The 22192-nt window shown below is 65.1% G+C and carries 12 protein-coding genes; 7 read left to right on the forward strand and 5 right to left on the reverse strand.

Annotated elements, in window-relative coordinates:
- Positions 1-77: 77 nt before the first annotated feature.
- The 3 genes from ACYVHT_RS19550 to ACYVHT_RS19560 all read right to left on the reverse strand — a co-directional run bounded on the left by ACYVHT_RS19550 (position 78) and on the right by ACYVHT_RS19560 (position 6196).
- Positions 78-1355: a hypothetical protein gene (locus ACYVHT_RS19550; RefSeq protein WP_460556010.1), complete on the reverse strand. Its 1278-nt coding sequence runs from the start codon at positions 1353-1355 to the stop codon at positions 78-80.
- Between the two features lie 116 nt (positions 1356-1471).
- A complete protein-coding gene (locus ACYVHT_RS19555) occupies positions 1472-3037 on the reverse strand; it encodes a RagB/SusD family nutrient uptake outer membrane protein (protein ID WP_460556013.1) in 1566 nt (521 codons plus the stop codon).
- A 21-nt stretch (positions 3038-3058) separates the two neighbouring features.
- Positions 3059-6196: a SusC/RagA family TonB-linked outer membrane protein gene (locus ACYVHT_RS19560; RefSeq protein ID WP_460556016.1), complete on the reverse strand. Its 3138-nt coding sequence runs from the start codon at positions 6194-6196 to the stop codon at positions 3059-3061.
- Positions 6197-6474: 278 nt separating this feature from the next.
- On the opposite strand from ACYVHT_RS19560, the gene nagB reads away from it, so the two are divergent.
- The 6 genes from nagB to proC all read left to right on the forward strand — a co-directional run bounded on the left by nagB (position 6475) and on the right by proC (position 16744).
- Positions 6475-8412, forward strand: a complete 1938-nt coding sequence (gene nagB / locus ACYVHT_RS19565; protein WP_460556019.1) for a glucosamine-6-phosphate deaminase — start codon at positions 6475-6477, stop codon at positions 8410-8412.
- Positions 8413-8595: 183 nt separating this feature from the next.
- Positions 8596-11796, forward strand: a complete 3201-nt coding sequence (locus ACYVHT_RS19570) for a SusC/RagA family TonB-linked outer membrane protein (RefSeq protein WP_460556022.1) — start codon at positions 8596-8598, stop codon at positions 11794-11796.
- Positions 11797-11810: 14 nt separating this feature from the next.
- Positions 11811-13136 (forward strand): RagB/SusD family nutrient uptake outer membrane protein, encoded by a 1326-nt coding sequence (locus ACYVHT_RS19575; protein ID WP_460556025.1) that lies wholly within the window; start codon positions 11811-11813, stop codon positions 13134-13136.
- A gap of 132 nt (positions 13137-13268) precedes the next feature.
- Positions 13269-14480, forward strand: coding sequence for an anhydro-N-acetylmuramic acid kinase (locus tag ACYVHT_RS19580; RefSeq protein ID WP_460556028.1), 1212 nt, complete (start codon positions 13269-13271; stop codon positions 14478-14480).
- Between the two features lie 183 nt (positions 14481-14663).
- Positions 14664-15794 carry an acyltransferase family protein gene (locus ACYVHT_RS19585; RefSeq protein WP_460556031.1) on the forward strand — a complete coding sequence of 377 codons (1131 nt, stop codon included), beginning with the start codon at positions 14664-14666 and terminating at the stop codon, positions 15792-15794.
- A gap of 149 nt (positions 15795-15943) precedes the next feature.
- On the forward strand, positions 15944-16744 hold the full coding sequence (gene proC / locus ACYVHT_RS19590; RefSeq protein WP_460556034.1) for a pyrroline-5-carboxylate reductase family protein: 801 nt from the start codon (positions 15944-15946) through the stop codon (positions 16742-16744).
- A gap of 118 nt (positions 16745-16862) precedes the next feature.
- Here the strand turns inward: proC and ACYVHT_RS19595 are convergent, their stop codons facing one another.
- Both ACYVHT_RS19595 and ACYVHT_RS19600 read right to left on the reverse strand, forming a co-directional pair.
- Positions 16863-18488 carry a 3-(methylthio)propionyl-CoA ligase gene (locus ACYVHT_RS19595; protein ID WP_460556037.1) on the reverse strand — a complete coding sequence of 542 codons (1626 nt, stop codon included), beginning with the start codon at positions 18486-18488 and terminating at the stop codon, positions 16863-16865.
- Between the two features lie 71 nt (positions 18489-18559).
- A complete protein-coding gene (locus ACYVHT_RS19600) occupies positions 18560-21712 on the reverse strand; it encodes a glycoside hydrolase family 3 N-terminal domain-containing protein (protein WP_460556040.1) in 3153 nt (1050 codons plus the stop codon).
- 253 nt (positions 21713-21965) lie between these two features.
- On the opposite strand from ACYVHT_RS19600, the gene ACYVHT_RS19605 reads away from it, so the two are divergent.
- A partial coding sequence (locus tag ACYVHT_RS19605; RefSeq protein ID WP_460556043.1) for a hypothetical protein occupies positions 21966-22192 on the forward strand: 227 nt, incomplete at its 3' end.

Below are 22192 nucleotides of genomic sequence, written 5' to 3' on the forward strand. Positions count from 1 at the left end.
GCCCGCCGCATGCGGTAAGCCAGGTGGGCACACTTGGTAATAGGCCAACCGCATGCGGCGGCGGCTTTCGGCACTGGCTATAGCAGCTTGTACTCAAACCGCACCCGGGCATTGGAGCCGGCGCTGCTGGGCTTCACGCTGAGGATGCGCAGCAGCGCAAACTCGGCCCCGCGAATGCGCACGGCGTAGACGTCGCCGGCGGCCACGGCCCCCAGGTCGGCGCTGACGAGGCCGGCGGTGAGGCCGTTGGTGTAGAGGGCCGTGGCCACGGCATTGGCCGTGGCGCTGGTGTAGAAGCCCCTATCCAGCTGCAGGGCCGTGATTTTGGTGTAGCGCGTGGTGTTGGCGGCCGAGAGGTTGACCACGTTGCCGCTCAGCCCGCTCACGAACAAATCCTTGGTCGTGGCCGGGTTGGCGGCCGGCTCGATGAGGCCGGTGCGCAGGTTGAAAGCCAAGGAATCGGGGGTGGCGTTGGGGCCGCCGCTGATGCGGCCCGTGCGCAGGGTGGCCAGCGGCGTGGCCGCCACCACGCCGATGGGCGGCGCCGTCACCGTCACGGCCTGCACCGCGCCGTAGGCCGTGAACGAGTAGGTGAGCTGCTGCCCCTGGGCTCCGCGCGGAATGGTCACGTCCACGGTGCGGGTGTTGGCGGCGCCGTTCGAGGGGTTGCGAATCACGCCCACCCGTACCGGCGCGCCGGTCCCGATGCGGTAAAACGTGGTGAGGCTGTCCACGGCCTTAAACAGCGGGTTGGCCGCCGTGGGCAGGTTCGGGGGCGTGGGCACCACCCCGATGCCGGTTTCATTGATGATAAGCGAGTAGCCGATGATGTCGCCCTCGGCCTGGGCCGTGGCCGCCAGCGTGTTGCGGTAGGTGGCCGGCGTGGTGCCAAACCTGAGGGTGATGGGCTGGGCCACGTTGTAGGTGAAGCGGCGCAGGCGCGTGGCCCCGTTCTGGAAGCGCAGCGTCACGTCCACGCGCACGGGCACGCCGTTGGTAGCGGCCGGCACCACGTAGGGCACGGCCTGGGCCAGCAGCCCACCGGCGGCATTGAACACGCCATTGGCCGGGTAGGTCCCGGTCGTGGTCGAGTCGGTTTTGTTGATGACGTGGAACACGGTGATGTCGCGCAGCTGGTCCGTCTCGTTGAAGGTCACGTAGAGCGGCACGGTTTCGCCGGGGGCATAGCGGGTGCCCAGCGGCACGCGCGGCAGCCCCAGCCCGGCAAAGCCCGCATCCGAAACCGAGCCGTCATCGGGCGCGTGGTAATAGTCGTCCAGCTCTTTCTTACAGCCGCCCAGCAGCGCCCCCAGCAGGGGCAGCGCCAGCAGCAGGGGTTTAAAGGAGAATTTCATATTGGGAAGGAATTGAAGTCAAAAGGAATTATAAACACGTTCATCTGTCATCCTGAGCAGCGCGAAGGACCTTCGCGCTGCTCAGGATGACAGACGATTTGCGGCATGACGTTCTCCTACGGCCGGTCAAACCACAGCGGCTTGGTCAGGTAGTCGCTGTCGCTGGTGGCGCCGGCTTCGGCGTAGAGGCCCGCCACGGCGTTGGGGTTCACCGTGACTTCGGTGGCGCCGGGCAGCAGGCGGCGCGGGTAGCGGCGCAGGGGGTCGGTCTGGCTGGCCAGGCCGGTATTGGCCCCCGTCGGGTAGAGGAAGTTCACGTACAGGTCGGCGCGGAAGTCGTAGCGGCGCAGGTCCGACCACGAGTCCGGGTTCAGGAACATGGCAATGTATTTCTGCTCCATGATGCTGCGCAGCGTGAGCGTGGCCTCGGTCTGGGGCACGGCCGCGCTGGCCAGGTAGGCCGCAATCTGCCCGTCGAGAATGGCGGGGAACGTAACGGCCGGCGGCGAGTACGAGCCCCCGCCGCCCACTTTCTTCATGTGCGCCCGAATGCCTTCGCGCAGGGCCGCCAGGGCGCGGGTTTTGTCGTTGGCCAGGAAGGCGGCTTCGGCTTCGATGAACTTGATTTCGTGGTAGGTAATGGCCTCGAAGTAGCCCAGGTCGCGGGCATACCAGCCGCCGTAGAAGTCGGTGATGGTGGAGCCGGGCGTGAGGTTGGCGGTGCTGCTGGTGCCCGCGCCGGGGTTCACGCCCAGGCTGGTGGTGGGCGTGAGTACGCCAAAGCGGGGGTCCACCACGCCGGGGAAGGTGGTCCCGTTCAGGTACTTGATGATGTTCGACGAAAACGTGGCCGTGCCGAAGTTGGCCCGCGTCACGCCAAAAATGTTGGTCGTGTTCGTGAGCGGGGCCACGGCCACCTGGAAGTTGATTTGCGCATCATCGGCCGACGACGTGAAGGCCCGGTCGCACAGCGCCAGCACGGCGCGGGGGTCGTAGCTGCCCTTTTTGGTGAGGTGCTGGGCCTGGCGCGCTTTCAGGGCGTAGGCCAGGCGCACCCATTTGCCGGGGTCGCCCTTGTAGAGGATGTCGCCGCTTTCGCTGGGCGAGGTGCTGTAGAAGGGGCGCACCTGCGCGCTGGCGGGCTTGCTCATCTCCACCACGCCCTCGTCGCAGAGCTGGTTGATGGTGGCATAAATCTGCTGCTGCGAGTCGTATTTGGGCGTGAAGTTGGCCCCGCCCTGGTAAGCTTCGGAGTAGGGAATGTCGCCCAGCATATCGGTGGCGTGGGCCAGAATCACGGCCTGCATAATCTTGCCAGCCCCGATGTAGTACACCGAGCCTTCGGCCTCGGCCGCCTTCTGCATGGTCGGGATGTTGCCGCCCGACTGGAAGTAGGAATAATTGAACGTGTTCGTGCTCTGCGCGTTGGTGAAGAAATACTGGTCGTTGCCGCCGCTGTTGGCCGTGCGGCTCACCACGTACTGCGTGATGTAGGGCGTGCGCAGCGCCGTGAACATCTGCGTCTGAATGCCGTTGGAAATGATGCCCGGCAGCAGGAAGTTGGGCGTCGAAACCACCGGGTTGTTGGGGTTGTCGTTCACGTCGAGAAACTTCTCGCACGCGGTGAGCGCCGCCGCCGTAGTGAGCAGGCCCAGGCTCAGGATATATCGTTTCAGGTTCATAATACAGCTGGAAAGACAGGGTTAGAAATTGACCCGCACGGCCATGTCCACGCCCCGCGTGGCGGGCACGTTGCCAAAGTCGAAGCCGTTGGAGCCGCCGCCGCGCACGCCCGCGCCGGCCGCCGAGGTTTCGGGGTCGGCGCCGGTGTAGTTAGTGAGCAGCACCAGGTTGCGGCCGGTCACGCTCAGCTCCACGCCCTTGATGAATTTGGTGGGGCTCAGCAGGCTGGCGGGCAGCGCGTAGCTGAGCGTGGCGTAGCGCAGGCGGGCCCACGAGCCATCTTCGATAAAGGCCGTGCCCACCCGGCCCAGAATGCTGGTGTAGTAGGTCTGGGTCAGCTCCACGGCGCGGGTGTTGGCCACGTAGCTGGTGCTGCCGTCGGGGTTTTTCACGGCCACCACGCCGTCGAAGGTCACCGTGTTGTAGCGGTCGGCGGTGCGCTGCGAAGTGCCCACGCCGGTCTGGTACCAGTCGTTGCCGTTAATCACCTTGCCGCCCACCCGGAAATCGAACAGCGCGGCCAGCGACAGGCCTTTGTACGTGAACGTGTTGGTGAGTTGGGTGGTGAAGCGCGGGGCACGGTCGCCGGCGTAGAGCAGGCTGGTGTTCACGCTGGGGTAGCCGTTGGCCCCGATGAGCACCTGGCCGAAGGATGGGCTGTTGGGGTCGGTCACGCGCACGAAATCCGTGGCGCCCACGCCCGTGATGGGCCGCCCGGGGAAAGCGCCGCCCTCGTGCACGTCCGTAATGAAGGCATCGGACTGAAACACCACGGTGAGCGGGTACGGCAGCTCTTCCACGCGGTTGGTGTTGTGGTAGAAGTTGGCCGTGATGTCCCAGCTGAAATTCTTGCCGCGCACCGGCGAGCCGGTGAGGGAAACCTCCTGCCCTTCGTTGGTCACGATGCCGCCGTTGATGTATTGCAGGATGAAACCGGCCGCCTGACTCACGCGGGGCGCAATAATCTGGTCCTTGCTGCGCGAGTAGTAGTAGTTGAAATCCAGGCTCAGCCGGTTTTTCAGGAACTGTAGGTTGATGCCGGCCTCGTAGGTGCGGGTGCGCTCGGGCTTGAGGTTAGGGTTCGAGCCGAAGAAATCGTTGCGAAAGCCGCCGCCGATGTAGGTGTTCTGGGCCAGCGCGGCCAGCACGCGGTAGGGCTGCGTGTCCTTGCCCACCTCGGCCACCGAGGCGCGGACCTTGCCGTAGTTCAGGATGTTGTTCTGCTCCAGGCCCAGCGTTTTGGTGAATTCGTAGCCCAGGCCGGCCGAGCCGTAGAGGAAACCCTTGCCATAAATCTTGTTCTCGTCGGGCCGGGGCAGGGTCGAGGACTGGTCGTAGCGGGCCTGCAATTCCACGAATACCTGGTTGAAGGCGCTGATGCTCAGGCGGGCGAAGTTGCCGATGAGGTGGCGCTTGGTATCGCGCTGCAGGGCGCTGCGGTTCACGGTGTTGTTCAGCCCCACAAAGCCGGGGTTCTGGAAAATCAGGCCGATGTAGTCCACGGCCTGGTCCTTGTTTTCCTCAATGGTATTGCCCAGGATGAAGGTGCCGCCAAAGTTGGAGTTGAAATCGTGGGTGAACGTGGCCAGCGTGGAGGCCGTAATCAGCCGGAACTGGTCCACGGTTTCGGCAATGCCGCCGTTCTGGTTGCCTACCTGCGAGGTGCCCACGGCGCGCACCGAGGTGTTGCGCGAGGTGTATAGGTCCGTCCCGATGTTATGGCTCAAGGTCAGCCACTTGGCCGCCTTGAAGCTCAGCTGCACGTTGCCCACGAAGCGGTTGGTGCGGTCGGTCTGCGGGTTGCGCTCCACGGTGAAGTAGGGGTTGTCGGCGTCGGCGTCGGTGCCGTTGCCCAGGGCCAGCAGGCGGCGGCGCGAGCCGTCGGGATTGAGGTAGTTGCGGGCATCGTCGTTGCGCGGCCAGTTCAGCAGGCTGAGCAGGTAGCCGCCCGACGACCCGAACAGGCCCGGCCCCTGAATGGGCCGCTCGCCGCCCGAAGTGAGGTACTGCGCCGAGCCGCTCACGCTGAGCCGGGGCGAGATTTCGGCCGTGCCCGAGAGGCGCACCGTGCTTTTGTCGTACTTGCTCTGGGGCGTCACGCCGCTCTGCTGCAGGTTGGAGGCCGACACGAAAAACGTGGCTTTGTCCGAGCCGCCCGACATGTTCAGGAAGTTCTGGTAGGTGTAGCCCTTGCGGTAGAAGTTGCCGAGGTTGTCGTACACCGGCTGGCCCGGCGTGAAGCGCGGCCCGAACGACACCCGCGTGGTGCCGTCGAACACGCCGTTGGAGCCCTGGCCGTACTGGTCCTGCATTTTGGGCAGCCGGTTCACCTCATCCACCGACACCTGGCTGCGCACGTTGAGCGTGGTGCGGCCGGCCGTGCCTTTTTTGGTGGTGATGACCACCGCGCCGTTGGCGGCGCGCAGGCCGTAGAGGGCGGCGGCGGCCGGCCCCTTCAGCACCGTGATGCTGGCAATGTCCTCGGGGTTGAGGTCGCCGGCGCGGTTGGCGGCGCCCACCGAGCGGCCCAGCAGACCGTTGAACTGCGAGCCCGCGCCGGGCGCCGCGCTTTCCTGAAACGAGCTGTTGTCCATAATCATCCCGTCGATGACGAACAGCGGCTGGTTGTCGCCGTCGAGCGAGTTGCCGCCCCGGATGACGATGGCCGCGCCCTCGCCCGGCGCTCCGCCCGAGGAGGTGATGTTCACGCCCGCGATTTTGCCCTGCAAGGCATTCACCACGTTGGTCTGGCGCGAGTCAATCAGGTCCTTGCTCTTCACTTCCTGCACGGCCGTCACGAGCGTGCGCTTGTCCTGGGCAATGTTGTACGCCGTCACCACCACTTCGTCCAGCGCGGCAGTGCTTTCCTTCAGGGCCACATCCACGGCCCCGTCGGCATCCACTTTCCGCTCCTGCGACGTGTAGCCGATGAAGCTGAACACCAGCGTGGCGCCCGGCGCGGCCTGCACCGAGTAGCGGCCGTCGGAGCCGGAGGTGCTGCCGGAGGTGGTGCCCTTCACGAGCACCGTCACGCCCGGCAGCGGGCTTTGGTCGGTGCCCGAGGTGACGATGCCGCTGACCGTGCGCAGGGCCTGGGCCCAGCCGGGAGGTGCCAGCAGCACCAGCAAAAACAGAAATAGCCAGTACGTTTTTTTCATGAGAAAGGAAGTTTGGTGAGAGAAAGCGAATGGGACAGCGGCCGCTCAGGCGCTGCGTGAGCACAAAATGAAGTTGGGGCGTCAAATGTGCGAAATATTCGGGTAATATTGCCCCAAACGTTTGCGGGAAAAAAAACGACTTGGGCTTCAGGCAATATCTATGTTAATTTATTGATATTCCATTATCATGCAGCAAATATTTTGGTCACCAGTCGTTTTTCGCCAATTTTCTGCTCACCTTTTCGGTCAATTCTCCGCTTCCCCTACTCCCACCTGCTATGACTCCTGAATTCACGCACCTGCCCGCTACGCCGGGGGCGCACCTGCCCGTCAGCATCTATTCCGATTCGGAGCTGGCCTCGGCCGCCGTGGCCGGCCAGATTGCCGGGCTCATTCGCGCCCGCGCCGCCGAGGGCCGCACCTGCGTGCTGGGCCTCGCCACCGGCTCCTCGCCTACCCGCGTGTATGAGGAGCTGGTGCGCCTGCACCGCGAAGACGGCCTGAGCTTTCAGAACGTGGTCAGCTTCAACCTGGACGAGTATTACCCCATGGCGCCCGACTCGCTGCAGAGCTACGTGCGCTTCATGCGGGAGTATTTGTTCGACCACGTTGACATCCGGCCCGAAAACGTGCACATCCCCGACGGCACCGTGCCGCCGGAGCAGGTGGCCGCGTTTTGCCAGCGCTACGAGGAGCAGATTCGGGAGGCCGGCGGCATCGATTTGCAGCTGCTGGGCATCGGGCGCACCGGGCACATCGGCTTCAACGAGCCCGGCTCCGGCCCGGCCTCCCGCACCCGCATGATTACCCTGGACCACGTCACGCGCACCGACGCGGCCTCGGATTTTTACGGGGAGGAAAACGTGCCGCGCCGCGCCCTGACGATGGGCGTGGGCACCATTCTCGAAGCCCGTCGGATTGTGCTCATGGCCTGGGGCGAGGGCAAGGCCGCCGTGGTGAAGCGCATGGTGGAAGGCGAGGTGAGCGACACCGTGCCCGCTACGTACCTGCAGCGCCACCCCGCCGTGCAGGTGGTGCTCGACGAAGCCGCCGGGGCCGAGCTCACGCCCCGCAAAACGCCCTGGCTGCTCAACCTGCCCTGCAGCTGGCACGACGCCGCCCTGGTGCGCAAGGCCGTGACCTGGCTGGCCCGCACCGTCACGAAACCCATTCTCAAGCTCACCGAGGAAGACTACAACGAGAACGGCCTCTCGGAGCTGCTGGCCCAGTCGGGCCCGGCCTACGACATCAACATCCGGGTGTTCAACGAGCTGCAGCACACCATCACGGGCTGGCCCGGCGGCAAGCCCCACGCCGACGACACCTACCGGCCCGAGCGCGCCGAACCGTTTCCGAAGCGCGTGCTCATCTTCAGCCCGCACCCCGACGACGACGTGATTTCGATGGGCGGCACCCTGCTGCGGCTCGTGGACCAGGGTCACGAGGTGCACGTGGCCTACCAGACGTCGGGCAACATTGCCGTGTTCGATGACGAGGCCATTCGCTTCGCCGATTTCGTGGCCGACTACGACCAGGCGTTTCACTTTTCCAGCGGCGAGCCCGCCGACAACCTCTACCACCGCGTGGCCGATTTCCTCAAAAAGAAACAGCCCGGCCAGGTCGACAGCGACGAGGTGCAGCAGATAAAGGGCCTTATCCGGAGCGGCGAGGCCAAAAGTGCCCTGCGCTACGCCGGCCTCGACCCCGACGAGCGCGCCCACTTCCTGAACCTGCCGTTTTACGAAACCGGCCGGGTGCGCAAAAAACCGCTCGGCGACGAGGATATCCGCATCACGATGGAGCTGCTGAACCGCATCCGGCCCCAGCAGATTTACGCCGCCGGCGACCTTTCGGACCCGCACGGCACGCACCGCGTGTGCCTGGCGGCCATTTTTGAAAGCATCCACCGCCTCAAAGCCTCCGGCACGGCCTGGCTCGACGACTGCTGGGTGTGGCTCTACCGCGGCGCCTGGCAGGAATGGGACATCGACCAGATTGAGATGGCCGTGCCCCTTTCGCCGCAGGAGCTCACGCGCAAGCGCCGCGCCATCTTCAAGCACCAAAGCCAGAAGGACCGGCCGCTGTTCCCCGGGGCCGACCAGCGCGAGTTCTGGCAGCGCGCCGAGGCGCGGAACCGCACCACGGCCAAGCTCTACGACCAGCTGGGCCTGCCGGAATACGAGGGCATCGAGGCCTTCGTGCGCTGGGAGTTCTGACCCACCTGTCATCCTGAGCGCAGCGAAGGACCTGATTACGACTTAATAGCTTGCCTGGATTGAAATGGCACAAGCGTGATAAGGTCCTTCGTTGCGCTCAGGATGACAGATACTTTTCGCACAAAACACATAACAACCGGCCCAAACCATCACCATTTTCGCTCACCCTAACCCCTCTTCTGTATGCTGCATTCTTACCGAAATCCTTTGGCCCGGTACCTGAGCGGGCTCTTGCTGTTCTTGCTGTGGGCGGGGCCGCTGCTGGCCCAGGCCCAGGACCAGCGCTACACCCTGCGCGGCCGGGTGACCGATGCCGCCGGGCAGGGCCTGCCGGGCGCGACGGTGCTGCTGGGCGGCACTACCGTGGGGGCGACGTCCGATGCGGACGGGGCTTATAGCCTGGGGGCTACGCTGGTGCCGGGCAGCTACACGCTCACGGTGTCGCTGGTGGGGTACAAGACCGAAACGCGGCCCCTGCGGCTGGGCACCGAGGCCACCGTGACCACCGACGTGGCCCTGGCCGAAGCCCAGCAGAAGCTCGATGAGATTGTGGTGGTGGGCTCGACGGTGACCGTGAACCGGCGCGAGCTGGGCAACGCCATCAGCACGGTGCAGGGCGCGGAGCTGACGCAAAGCGGCTCGGGCGGAGTGCTGAACTCGCTGCAGGGCAAGGTGCCGGGCGCGCAGATTACCCAGAACTCGGGCGACCCGGCGGGCTCGCTGTCGGTGCGCCTGCGGGGCATTCACACGCTGGCGGGCAGCTCCGACCCGCTGTATGTGATTGACGGCGTGATAGTGAGCAACGCCAGCACCAACGTGTCGCAGCTGGCGCTGGCCAACGACATCGGGCAGGCCAACGCCGGCCAGAACCGCCTGGCCGACCTCAACCCCAACGACATTGCCAGCCTCAACGTCATCAACGGGGCGGCGGCGGCGGCCATCTACGGCTCGCGGGCGGCCAACGGCGTGGTGCTCATCACCACCAAGCGCGGGGCCACGGGCGCGCCGCGTGTGAGCGTGAGCACCAGCGTGACGATGAACGAGTTGCGGAAATCGGTGCCGGTGAATACGTATGGTAAGCAGTTTGGCTTTGCTGGCCTGCGTTTGTACACCATTGGCGGGATTTCGGCGGCTCAGATTGCGGCCAACCCCGGCACCACCACCACCAGCATCACCCGCGCCAACGTGGCCACGCCGCTGGCCAGTAACCTGGTGGACGTGCCGCGCTACAACTACTTCGACCAGATTTTCCAGAAGGGCTACGGCACCGACAACAGCGTTTCGATTGCCGGCGGCTCGGACCGCACGCAGTACTACATCTCGGCGGGCTACCTCAAAAACCAAGGCATCATCAAGGGCACCGATTTCACGCGCTACAACCTGCGGGCGCGGGTAGACCAGCGCCTGACCGACTGGGCCAAGGTATCGGCCGGGCTGAGCTACGTCAACAGCTTTTCGAACGAGAAGGCCAACGGCAACGTGTTCTACAGCCCGATTAACTCGGTGAACATCACCAACAACATCTACGACATCACCCAGCGCGATGCCAGCGGCAACCTGCTGGCCGTGGAGCCCACCCGCGTGAACCCGCTCTCGACCATCGAGGACATGAAGTTTACGCAGGGCGTGAACCGGACCATCAGCGACGTGCAGGTGAACCTCACGCCGTTCAAGGGCTTTTCGCTCGATTATGTCATTGGCGTGGATGCGTTTTCGCAGGTGGGCCAGGGCTACATCCGGCCCTACCCCTACCAGGCGGCGGCCGGCCTGCCGGCGGCCCGCTACCCGTTCGGCTACGCGTCCAATGCCAACAACGTGGCCGTGCAGCTGAACTCCGACATCAACGCCGGCTACGAAGTTTCCTTCACCGAAGACCTGAAGCTGAACCTGCGCGCCGGCTACAGCTACCAGTACAGCCAGCAGGAAATCACGGCCACCCAGGGCCAGAACCTGGCACCGTTCATCACCACCGTGAGCGGGGCCTCGAACACCACCGTGACCTCGGCCTACAACCTCGACCGGTTTTCGCTGAGCGGCTACTACGGGCAGGCCACCATCGGCTTCCGCAACCTGGCGTTTGTGACCGGGGCCATCCGGCGCGACCAGGCCACGAAGTTCTCGCCGGCCCAGACCAACCAGGTTTATCCCAAAATCAGCGGCTCGCTGGTGGTATCGGATTTGGGCTTCTGGCGCGATGCAGCGTATGCCAACACGTTCAACACGCTGAAGCTGCGGGCCAGCTACGGCGAAGCCGGCAACCTGGTGACGCTGCCCACCTACGGCCGTTTCTACCAGTTTAATCCGGTGGGCTTTCTGGGCAAAAACACCCTCACGCCCAGCACCCAGCTGGCCAACCCCGACGTGAAGCCGGAGCGCAACTCGGAGCTGGAAGGCGGCGTGGATTTGGGCTTCCTGAAGGACCGCATCGGGCTGGGCGTGACGGTGTACCACCAGAAAATCGACGACCTGCTGCTCTCGCGCAACCTCGCGCCCTCGTCGGGCGGGGCCACTATCTTCAACAACGTGGGCCGCATGGAAAACCGGGGCGTGGAAATCCAGCTGACGGTGGTGCCCGTGAAAACCACTGACTTCACCTGGGACGTGACGGCCATCTACAACCGCAACCGCAACAAAGTGCTCGACCTGCCCGGCTCGAACGGCAGCACCCAGGCCATTTCCATCGACAACGCGGCCGGCGCGCCGGTATACCTGCTGGCCGGGCAGCCGGCGGGCGTGTTCTACGGCTCGGGCTACGCCCGCACCGCCGATGGCGGGCTGCTGCTCACGCCCCAAGGCTTTCCGCAGGACGAGCGCGCCATTGGCCAGCCCGTGGGCGCTACGGGCTTCACCCCCGCCCGCGACGGCAACGGCCAGCCCAGCTACGCCACCGGCACGGCCATCGCCAACCTGATTATCGGCGACCCGAACCCGAAATGGACCGGCTCCATCAGCACCAACCTGACGTACAAGAAGCTGAGCCTGCACCTGCTGGCCGATGCCGTGCAGGGCAACAACGTGTTCAACGCCGACAAGCGCACCCGCCAGGGCGTGGGCCTCGGCGACCTGGCCGAGCAGGAATTGCGCGGCACGCTGCCGCGCGGCTACATCTTCGCCATCTACAACACCCAGGAATTCCGGGTCGATGACGGCTCCTTCGTGAAGCTGCGCGAGGCCGCGCTGAGCTACACGCTGCCCACGTTCAGCCGGTTTATCAGCAATTTGAATGTGTCGCTGGTGGGCCGCAACCTCATTTCGTGGGACAACTACAACGGCTTCGACCCCGAAACCAGCGCCGGCGGCTCCAACGACCTGCTGCGCGCCATCGACTTCGGCAACGTGCCCATTCCGCGCACTTATCAGCTCAAACTTTCGGCCTCGTTCTAGCCCCAGCTTTTGCCATGAAAAAATATACCATACTCGCGGCGTTGCTGGCCCTCTCGCTCGGCAGCTGCAACAAGGAATACCTGAACCCCAGCTCGGCCAGCCAGCAGCAGGTCGTGACTTCTTCCGATGGCCTGATTACGCTCTGCAACGGCCTGCAGGCCCGCTACAGCACGGGCGGCCTGCTGAGCGTCATCTACAACTCGGTGGCGGCCGGCGGGCTCAGCACCAAGGAGCTGACCATTCTCAACGTGGGCAATATCGAGGAGTACAACGTGAGCCTGGGCGCGGGCAACGTGACCAACAGCAACGGCGTGGTGCGCAACCTCTGGACGCAGGCCAACCTGGTGAAGGCCAACGCCGACCTGGTGCTGGCCAATGCCAACAACGCCACCGACCTGGGCACCCGCAGCGGCATTGTGGCCTACGCCAGCATTTTCCGGGCGCTGGCGCTGGGCACGCTGGCGCAGTTTTTTGAGCAGGCCCCGCTGGCCGTGCAGGAAAACGCGCCCTTCGTGCCGCGCGTGCAGCTGCTGCAAAACGCCGTGGCCCAGCTCGAAACGGCCGCCACCCAGCTGGCCGCCAATCCGGTTTCGGCCGATTTCAACGCCAAGATTGTGCCCGGCATCGACCTGGCCAACACCATTCAGGCCCTGATTGCGCGCTACAGCCTGCAAGCCGGCGACTACGACAAGGCCCTGGCCGCCGCCGGCCGCGTCAGCCTGACCAGCCGCTCGGTTTTCAACTTCGATGACAACACCCGCAACCCGATTTTTGAGGTGGCCTTCGGCAACAAAAACGTGTTCGAGCCTTTTAACACCAGCCTGGGCCTGACCGGCGCCCTCGCGCCTGAAGCGGGCGACCGGCGCATCCCCGTTCTGTTGCGCATCAGCCCGGCTCCGCTGCCCACCCAAAACCTGGGCACCGGTTTCTACACGGCCAACAGCGCCCCCATCCCGGTGTATCTGCCCAATGAAATGGTCCTGATTCGGGCCGAAGCCTACGCCCGCAAAAATGACGTTCCCAACGCCGTCATCGAGCTGAACAGGGTTCGCACCAGCACGGCGGCGGCGGCCACCACCGGCACGGGCCTGCTGCTCACGCTGCCCGGCCCGGCGCTGCCCGCCTACGCCGGCCCCCTCACGGTGGCCGATGTGCTAACCGACATCCTGCGCAACCGCAGCATTGAGCTGGCTTTCCAGGGCTTCCGCCTCGATGACAGCCGCCGCTTCAACCGCCCCGGCCCCGGCACCACCGGCGCGGAGCGCAACCGCAATTTCTATCCCTACCCCCGTGTAGAGCGCGAAAACAACGCTTCTACTCCGGCCGACCCACTGATTTAGGGCGTGGGGTAAGCAGGTGTGAGGGCAGGAGGTACAAAAGAGCGTCAGGCTTCGGCTGCGCTCAGCCTGACGTTCTTTTGTATTCGCTCAAACTTCCTCCCCTCCTACCCCCACACCCTCCTACCCTAATACATGAACGCCCACCTCGCCCACCTCTGCCACCTCGCCCGCCAGCCCGGCCGCCGCATCATCGGCCTCATGTCGGGCACTTCGCTCGATGGGCTGGACGTGGCGCTGTGCCGCCTGAGCGGGCACGGCGCGGGCACGCAGCTGGTGCTGGAGCAGTTTCATACCGTGCCGTATGCTGACGACACCAAGGCCCGCATCCGCACCGTCTTCGCCCGCGAGCAGGTGAGCCTGGAATACCTCACGCTGCTCAACGCTTGGCTGGGAAAGCTGCACGCCCAGGCGGTGCTGGACTGCCTGAAAATGTGGCAGATTGCGCCCGACGAAATCGACCTCATTGCCAGCCACGGCCAGACGGTGTACCACGCTCCGCAGCACCAGCACCAGCGCCCCGATTTCCGTCTGAACGCCACGCTGCAAATCGGCGACGGCGACCACGTGGCCGTAGTCACGGGCATCATCACGCTCAGCGACTTCCGGCAGAAACACGTGGCGGCCGGCGGCGAAGGGGCGCCCCTGGCCGCCTACGGCGACTTCCTGCTCCTGAGCAGCCCCGACGAGGAGCGGCTCCTGCTCAACCTCGGCGGCATTGCCAATTTCACCTACCTGCCCCGCGCCGGCGGCGATGCCACCACCGCCTTTAGCACCGACACCGGCCCCGGCAACACCCTGCTCGACGCCACCATCCGCGCCCACCGCCCCGGGCTGGCCTACGACGAAGACGGCCGCCTGGCCCTGGCCGGCCGCGTGCACGAAGCCCTGCTGGCGGCCCTGCTCGACCACCCGTTTTTTGCCGCGCCCCTGCCCAAAACCACGGGTCCGGAGCTTTTCGGTCCAACTTATCTGGAAGCCGCGCAGCAGCGCAGCAGCACTACCGATTTAAGCCTGGAAGACCTGCTGGCAACGCTGGTGGAGCTGAGCGCCGTGGGCGTGGCGCGGGCTGTGCAGGTGGCGTTTGCCGGCCGGCCCGCGCCCACGGCCGTGTACACCAGCGGCGGCGGCGCGCACAATCCGGCCCTGCTGGCCGCCTTGCAGCGGCACCTGCCCACGGCCCGCTTCGCCAGCACCGATGCGCTGGGCGTGCCGGGCGATGCCAAGGAAGCCATTCTGTTTGCCGTGCTGGCCAATGAGGCCGTGGCCGGGCAGCCGGTAGCCATCGGCGCGGGGCGGCAGCGGGTGCCAGCCGTGGGCATGGGCAAGGTGTCGTTTCCGGGGTAAGATTTTAGTTAGGAGTTGTTTCGCTTAAGGGTTGAGTGCGGTTGTCATCCTGAGCGCCGCGAAGGACCTTCTCACCGGCAAGTCGTTTATTTAAAGCCACTGCAAATTTTTCAAACAGGATAAGGTCCTTCGCTGCGCTCAGGATGACAACCACACAACTCCTAACTCCTAACTCCTAACTAAATGAACGCCTCCCAGCCCGGCCGCCTCATCAGCCTCGACGTGTTTCGGGGCCTCACCGTGATGGCCATGATTCTGGTGAACAATCCCGGCGACTGGGGTCACATCTACCCGCCGCTGGAGCACGCCGAATGGAACGGCTGCACGCCCACCGACCTCATCTTTCCGTTCTTCCTGTTCATCGTGGGCGTGAGCCTGGTGTATGCCCTGGATGGCACGAAGCAGAAAGGTGGGCCGCAGGGCGCAGTACTGCTGCGGGTGGTGAAACGGGCGGGCGTACTGTTTGGGCTGGGCCTGCTGCTGTCGCTCTATCCCAAATTCGACTTCTCGGTGGTCCGCATCATGGGCGTGCTGCAGCGCATTGCGCTGGTGTTTCTGGGCTGCAGCTTTATCTTTTTGAAAACCAGCTGGCGCACGCAGGTCTGGCTGATTGTCGGCTTCCTCATCGGCTACGCGGTGCTGATGCAGCTGGTGCCCGTGCCGGGCTTCGGCCCCGCCAACCTGGAGCCCACCACCAACCTCGGCGCCTGGCTCGACCGCACCCTCTTCACCGAAGCCCACCTCTGGAAACAAAGTAAAACCTGGGACCCCGAAGGCCTGCTCGGCACCCTGCCGGCCCTGGGCACCGGCCTGCTGGGCTGCCTCACCGCCCAATGGCTGCGCCGCCAGGACCAGGAGCCGGCCGCCAAAGTGGCCTGGCTGTTCGTGGCGGCCGGGATGCTCGTCATTCTCGGGCTGTGCTGGTCGCCGTGGTTTCCCATCAACAAAGCCTTGTGGAGCAGCCCCTACGTGCTCTACTGCGGCGGGCTGGCCATGGCGGGCCTGGCCGCGCTCTACTGGCTTTGCGACGTGCAGGGCTACCGCGCCTGGACGCGCCCGGCGCTGGTGTATGGCGTCAACGCCATTCTGGTGTTCTGCCTTTCGGCGCTGCTGTCGCGCACATTCGGGCTGTTCAGGCTGGCGCTGCCCGGCGGCAAAACCAGCGGGCTGAAGGAATGGCTCTACGAGTGGGGCATCGCGCCGCACTTCCAGGACCCGCGCAATGCCTCGCTGGTGGGCGCGGTCACGCTCATCGTCATCTGGTATTTCATTCTGAGCTGGATGTATAAGAAAGGCGTGGTGCTGAAGGTGTGAACCGCCTGCTTTTCGCCTGTCATCCTGAGCGCCGCGAAGGACCTTCTCACGCCTGAACGAAAGCTGTTCGGACGAGAGAAGGTCCTTCGCGGCGCTCAGGATGACAGCATGGATGACGTTCTTTGTTTTTTGAAGAACAACTTTTCCTTATGAAAATCCTCATCATCGGCGGCGGCAACATGGGCCTGACCTATGCCCGCAGCTTCGCCCGTACCCACGTTACGTCGCGGCTCGATTTGCGCCTGCTGGCCCGCTCGCCGGAGCGCGTGGCGGCCCTGGCGGCGCACGAAATCGGCACGGTGTGGGGCTCGCCGGCCGAGTGTGTGCCGGGGGCCAACATCCTGATTCTGGCGGTGAAACCACAGGATTCGGCGGCGCTGTTTGAAAACCTTAAAGGGCTGGTGCAGCCGCAGCAGCTGGTGCTCAGCATCATGGCGGGCGTGCGCATTGCCACCATTCGGGAGGCGCTGGGCACCCCCAAAGTCATCCGGGCCATGCCCAACCTGCCGGCCCAGATTGGCATGGGCATGACGGCCTTCACCGGCACCGATGAGGTGACCCGCGCCGAGCTGGTGCAGGTGCAGAACCTGCTGAGCACCACCGGCAAAACGGTGTACGTGGAGCAGGAAAGCGCCATCGATGCCAGCACGGCCATCTCGGGCAGCGGCCCCGCCTACGTGTACTACTGCATGGGCGCCCTCATGGATGCGGCCACGCAAATGGGCTTCTCCCCCGCCGAAGCCGAGCTGCTGGTGAGCCAGACGTTTCGCGGTGCGGTGGAGCTGTACTCCCAATCGGGCCTGAGCTGCCAGGACTGGATTGCCAAAGTGGCCTCCAAAGGCGGCACCACCGAAGCTGCGCTGAAAGCCTTCGGGGCCGGCGCGGTGCGCGAAGGCCTGATGGCCGGCGCGGGCGCGGCCCGGGACCGGGCCGAGGAGCTGGGCAAGTAGCCGACGCCTGTTATCCTGAGCGCAGCGAAGGACCTTCTCACCGATGCACGATTAACAGTAACTGAATCGTAATCAGGCATGAGAAGGTCCTTCGCTGCGCTCAGGATGACAGGTGGCACTACGCCACCGAATACCCGTCGAAGTCCTTGCGCAGCTGCGTCTTGAGCAGCTTGCCCGTAGCCGTGTGCGGCAGCGTATCCACAAATTCCACGGCATCAGGCTCCCAGAACTTCGCCACTTTGCCCCGGAAAAAGGCCAGCATCTCTTCCCGCGAAACGTCCATGCCCGGGCGGCGCACCACCACCAGCAGGGGCCGCTCGCTCCACTTAGCGCTGGGCACGCCAATGACGGCGGCCTCGGCCACGGCGGGGTGGGCCACGGCCAGGTTTTCGAGGTCGATGCTGGAAATCCACTCGCCGCCCGACTTGATGACGTCCTTCGAGCGGTCGGTGATTTGCATAAAGCCCTCGGGGTCGATGGTGGCCACGTCGCCGGTGCGGAACCAGCCGTCGGCCGTGAGCTCGCCGGGCGTGGAACTGCGAAAGTACTCGCGCACCACCCACGGCCCGCGCACCAACAGGTCGCCGAAGGCCACGCCGTCGTGCGGCAGCTCCTGGCCGTCGTCGCCCACTATTTTCATGTCGACGCCAAACACGGCCCGGCCCTGCTTGGCCAGCTCGGCCGCTTTTTCGTCCTTGCTCAAGTCCAGCTGGCTGGCTTTGAGGCGGCTGGCGGTGCCGAGGGGGCTGGTTTCGGTCATGCCCCAGGCGTGGGTGATGGTCACGTGCAGCTCGTCTTCGAACGCCTTCATCAGCGCGGGCGGGCAGCTGGAACCGCCCACCACCGTGCGCCGCAGGGTGCGGAACTGCCGCTGGCCGTCGCGCATAAACTGCAGCAGCGCCAGCCAGATAGTCGGCACCCCGGCCGAGAACGTCACGCCCTCACTCTCCATCAATTCATACAGGCTGGCGCTGTCCATGCCCGCGCCGGGCAGCACCAGCTTGGCGCCCGTGAGCGGGGCCGCGTAGGGCAGGCCCCAGGCGTTGACGTGGAACATGGGCACCACGGGCATTATCACATCCAAAGCCGACGAGCCGAGCGAATCGGGCAGCGAGATGGCCAGCGCGTGCAGCAGCGTGGACCGGTGCGAGTACAGCACTCCCTTGGGCTGGTCGGTGGTGCCGGAGGTGTAGCAGAGCGAGCAGGCCGTATTTTCGTCGAAGCTGGGCCATTCGTAATCTGCGTTTTCAGCGGCCAGCAGGTCTTCATAGCTGCACAGGCCGGGCAGCTCGGAGTGCGCGGGCAGGTGTTCAGGCCCGGCCAGGAGCACCCATTTTTCCACGGTTGGGCACACGGGCGCCAGCCGTTCCACGAGGGGCAGAAAGGTCAAATCAAAAAACAGCAGCCGGTCCTCGGCGTGGTTGATGATGTAGACCAGCTGCTCGGGAAACAGACGCGGGTTGATGGTATGGCACACGGCCCCGATGCCCGCCACCCCGAAATACAGCTCGAAATGGCGGTGCGTGTTCCAGGCCAGCGTACCCACCCGGTCGCCGTTTTCAACGCCGAGTTTCAGCAGCGCCTGGGCCAGCTGCTTGCTCCGGCGGTTAGCGTCGGCATAGGTGTAGCGGTGGATGCCGCCCTCGGGCAGCCGGCTCACAATTTCGGTGGTGGAATGCCACTTGGCGGCGTGCTCAATAATCGTAGCCACGCGGAGTGGCTCGGCCATCATTAGTCCTAACATATCGGGCGGGAATGCGTGTAGGACCGTAAGGTAGCAAGCCGCAACTCATTATTCCCAGCCTCGCAGCAGTGCTACCGCGCCGCCTCAATGGCCAGCTGCAGCAGCGACGAGCGCACGCTCAGCTCGGTGAGCTTGTTGTTGCGCCGCGTGGGATGCACGCGGTTGGTGAGCAGCACCACCACCAAATCCTTTTCCGGCTCCACCCAGAAATACGTCCCCGTGAAGCCGGTGTGCCCGTAGCTGCGCTGCGAAGCCGATTTGGCCGAGTTCACCGTGGGGTTGGTGGCGGGCCGGTCGAAGGCCAGAGCGCGGCGGTTGTCGGGGCAGAACTGGCACCTGGTCCAGTCGGCCAGAACGGTTTTGTCGAACACCTGCTGGCCGCCGTAGCGCCCGCCCCAGGCGTAGGTTTGGGCGAGCTTGGCCACGTCGTTGGCATCGCCAAAGAGGCCGGCGTGGCCCGAGAGGCCGCCGAGCAGGGCCGCGCCTTCATCGTGCACCGTGCCGTGCAGCAGCTGGCGGCGAAAGGCCGAATCGACTTCCGTGGGCACAATGCGGCTGAGCGGGAAGCGGTTGGTGGGCCGGAAGCCCAGCGTGGTGGCGCCCAGCGGCCGGTACACTTCCTTCTGCAAATAGGCGTCCAGCGGCATTCCGGTGCGGGCCTGCACCAGCGCCGGATACAGGATGAACGACAAATCGGAGTACACGTAGCCCGGCTTCGCGTTCAGCGGCGACTCGCCGATTTCCTTGTAGATGCGCGCCGGCAAATCCTTGCTGGCCCACAGGCCCTGGGCCGCCGGCAGCGGGAAGCGCGCCGACGAATCGGGCCGGAAATAGCGGCGGCGCAGGTCGCCGTTTTTCCTGGTCAGCTCCTTCCAGAACGGAATCCAGGCCTGCAGGCCGGCCTGGTGGGCCAGCACGTCGCGCATTTTCAGATTGGCCTTGTTGGTGCCGCGCAGGAAGGGGAAATAATTACCCAGCGTGCTATCGGGGCTGAATTTGTGTTCGGCTTCCAAACGCAACAGCGCGGGCGTAGCCGCCATGAGCTTGGTCATCGAAGCCAGGTCGTAGAGGTCATCGTCTTTTACCGGACGAGGCGTGGACACTCCGTTTAATGAAGAATCAGGAATGAGGAATGAGGAATTTTTACCAGCCGATTTCTGCTGCTTTTTCAATTCCTCATTCCTCATTCCTGATTCTTCATTGCGGGCGAAGCCCGCATACGTCTGGTTGCCATAGCTTTTGCGGAGCACCACCGTGCCGCGTCGGGCAATGAGCACCTGCGCCCCCGGAAAGGCCTGCGCCGCCAGCGCCCGGCCCACGAGGCTATCCACGCGGGCTTCGAGGCGGCCGTCCATGTTCACGTCTTCGGGGTTGGCGTAGCGCAGGCGGAAGCCAGCGGCCGTGCGCAGGCCGAAGCCGCGCGGGTACCGGTCGCTCACCGTCACGGGCAGCTTGCCGGTGGCCGCGATGCCGCCGAAAATGGCCTGCGCGGCCAGGTTCTGGGCATTCGGGCTTTCCTGATAGGCCATGATGACGGCCGAAGCGCGGTCCAGGTCGCGCACCCGGGCCACGGCGTAGGCCGAGCCGAAAACGCTGAGCACCAGCTGCTGCTTCTGGTCGGCCAGCTCGCGCAGCAGCATATTATCCTCCGGCGTGATGCCGAAGCTGGTGGCCGGCAGCCGGCCCAGGCTTTGCAGCGAAACCAGTATCAGGTTGTAGGGCTTGAGGGCGGCGCGCAGCTTCGTCAGCTCATCGAGCGAGGCGGTGGCGGCGATGTGGAAATGCGCGGCCGGCGCGTAGTCGGCCACGGCTTTCTGGAAGTCGGTGGTGTCGCGCGGGGCGCCTCCGAGCACCAGCGTGGCAATGCGCAGCGTGTCGAGGCGCTGCAGCGGCAGCAGGCTCTTCTGGTTGCGCAGCAGCGTGATGCTCAGCTCAGTAAGGCGGTGGCTGAGGTACTGGGCGTGCGGGCCGTTGAGGTCTTCGTAGAGGTTATTGAGGTCGATGGGGCGGTAGTGGTTCAGGCCCGACCACTGCTTGAGGGCCAGCACGCGGCGGCAGTGCTCGTCGATTTCCTTCTGCGAAATCCGGCCGCTGTCGACGGCGGCGCGCACCATCTTCAGCGCCAGCGGAATGTTCTTGCTGAACTCCAGAATATCGTTGCCGGCCATGATGGCGCGCACGTCGGCCTCGCCGGGCGGAAACTTGCTGATGACGCCGCGCATGTTCATGGCATCGGTGAAAATCAGGCCTTTGAAGCCCATTTCCTGCCGCAGCACGCCCGTGATGATGGGCCGCGAAAGCGTGCTCGGGCCCAGCACCGTGTCCATGGCCGGCACGTTGAGGTGGGCCACCATCACACCGCCCAGCCCGCCGGCCATCAGGCTGCGGAAGGGCGGCAGCTCCAGCGTATCGAGCCGGCGGCGGTCGACGCGCACGGTGGGCAGCGAGAGGTGGGAGTCGGCGTCCACGTCGCCGTGGCCGGGGAAGTGCTTGGCCACGGCCAGAATGCCGGCATCCTGCATGCCGCGCATGTACTGGCGGCTGTCGCGCGACACGGCCGCCGGGTTTTCGCCCCAGCTGCGGAAGCCGATGACGGGGTTGGCGGGGTTGTTATTGACATCGACCACCGGCGCGAAGTTGACGTGCATGCCCAGCCGCTTGAACTGCCGGGCAATTTCGCGGCCCATGTCGTAGAGCAGCGCCGTGTCGGTTTCGCCGCCCAGGCTCATCTGGTAGGGGAATTTCACCACGCTGTCGAGGCGCATGCCCACGCCCCATTCGCCATCGAGGGCCACCAGTAGCGGCACTTTGGCCTGGCTCTGGTAGCGGTTCAGCAGCCTGGCCTGCCGCACCGGGCCGCCCTGGAAGAATATCAGCCCGCCGATGCCGTATTGCTGAATGAGCGTCGAAATCGAGTCCTCATCAATGCGCTTGCGGTTGGAATACGCAGCCACCATGAACAGCTGCGCGGCGCGCTGGTCGGGCGTGAGCTGGCGCATCAGGCTGTCGACCCAGGGCGAGTGCAGGTACCTGGTGAAGGCCGGGGCGCTGGCAGCCAGCGCCTTCTGGCGGGCCGCCGCCTGGGCGGCGGCGCGGCGCGCCGCCTCTACCCGGGGGATGGTTGGGCGCCTGACGGGGCCGGCCGGGCGGCGCTGGGCCGACGTAAGAAACGGAGCCGCCAGCAGCGCCAGCAGCAACAGAAACTTTGGGAAGGTGAGGTGCAAGGGAAAGCGTGTTTTTTTTACGAAAGTACCGCCCCGGCCACCGTTGTGCGGCGGGCCGCGCCGGCCGGCGCGTTATCATGTTGGCATCATGCAAGGGGCTTAAGTTTGCAAAATGCCGAAGAACTGCCTGGCCGACTCGCGGCGGGCAGGCGGGTTAAACCATTCTACGGCTTTGCGGCGTTCCCGGGCCTGAATCCCACGTTTCGTTCACCAGCCGTTTGGCCGCTGCCTCCTTGCTTCTACTCCTGTTTCTATGAAAGCTTTCTTTCGCATCACACTGCTGCTTAGCCTCTTTCTGGTGGCCGGCACCGCGCAGGCGAGCCGTGTGGCGGTGCGCCGGCCGGCCGTTCCGCCGCAAACCGAGCTGCCCGGCCAGGGCCCCGGCGAGGCCCCTGTGAAAGCCGTGCCGCGCTCCGGCCACCAGGCCAAGCCGCGCCGCCTCAACGACCACGGCCAGCCCACCGACCGGCAGGCGGCGCG

Source organism: Hymenobacter daeguensis, from assembly GCF_054780555.1.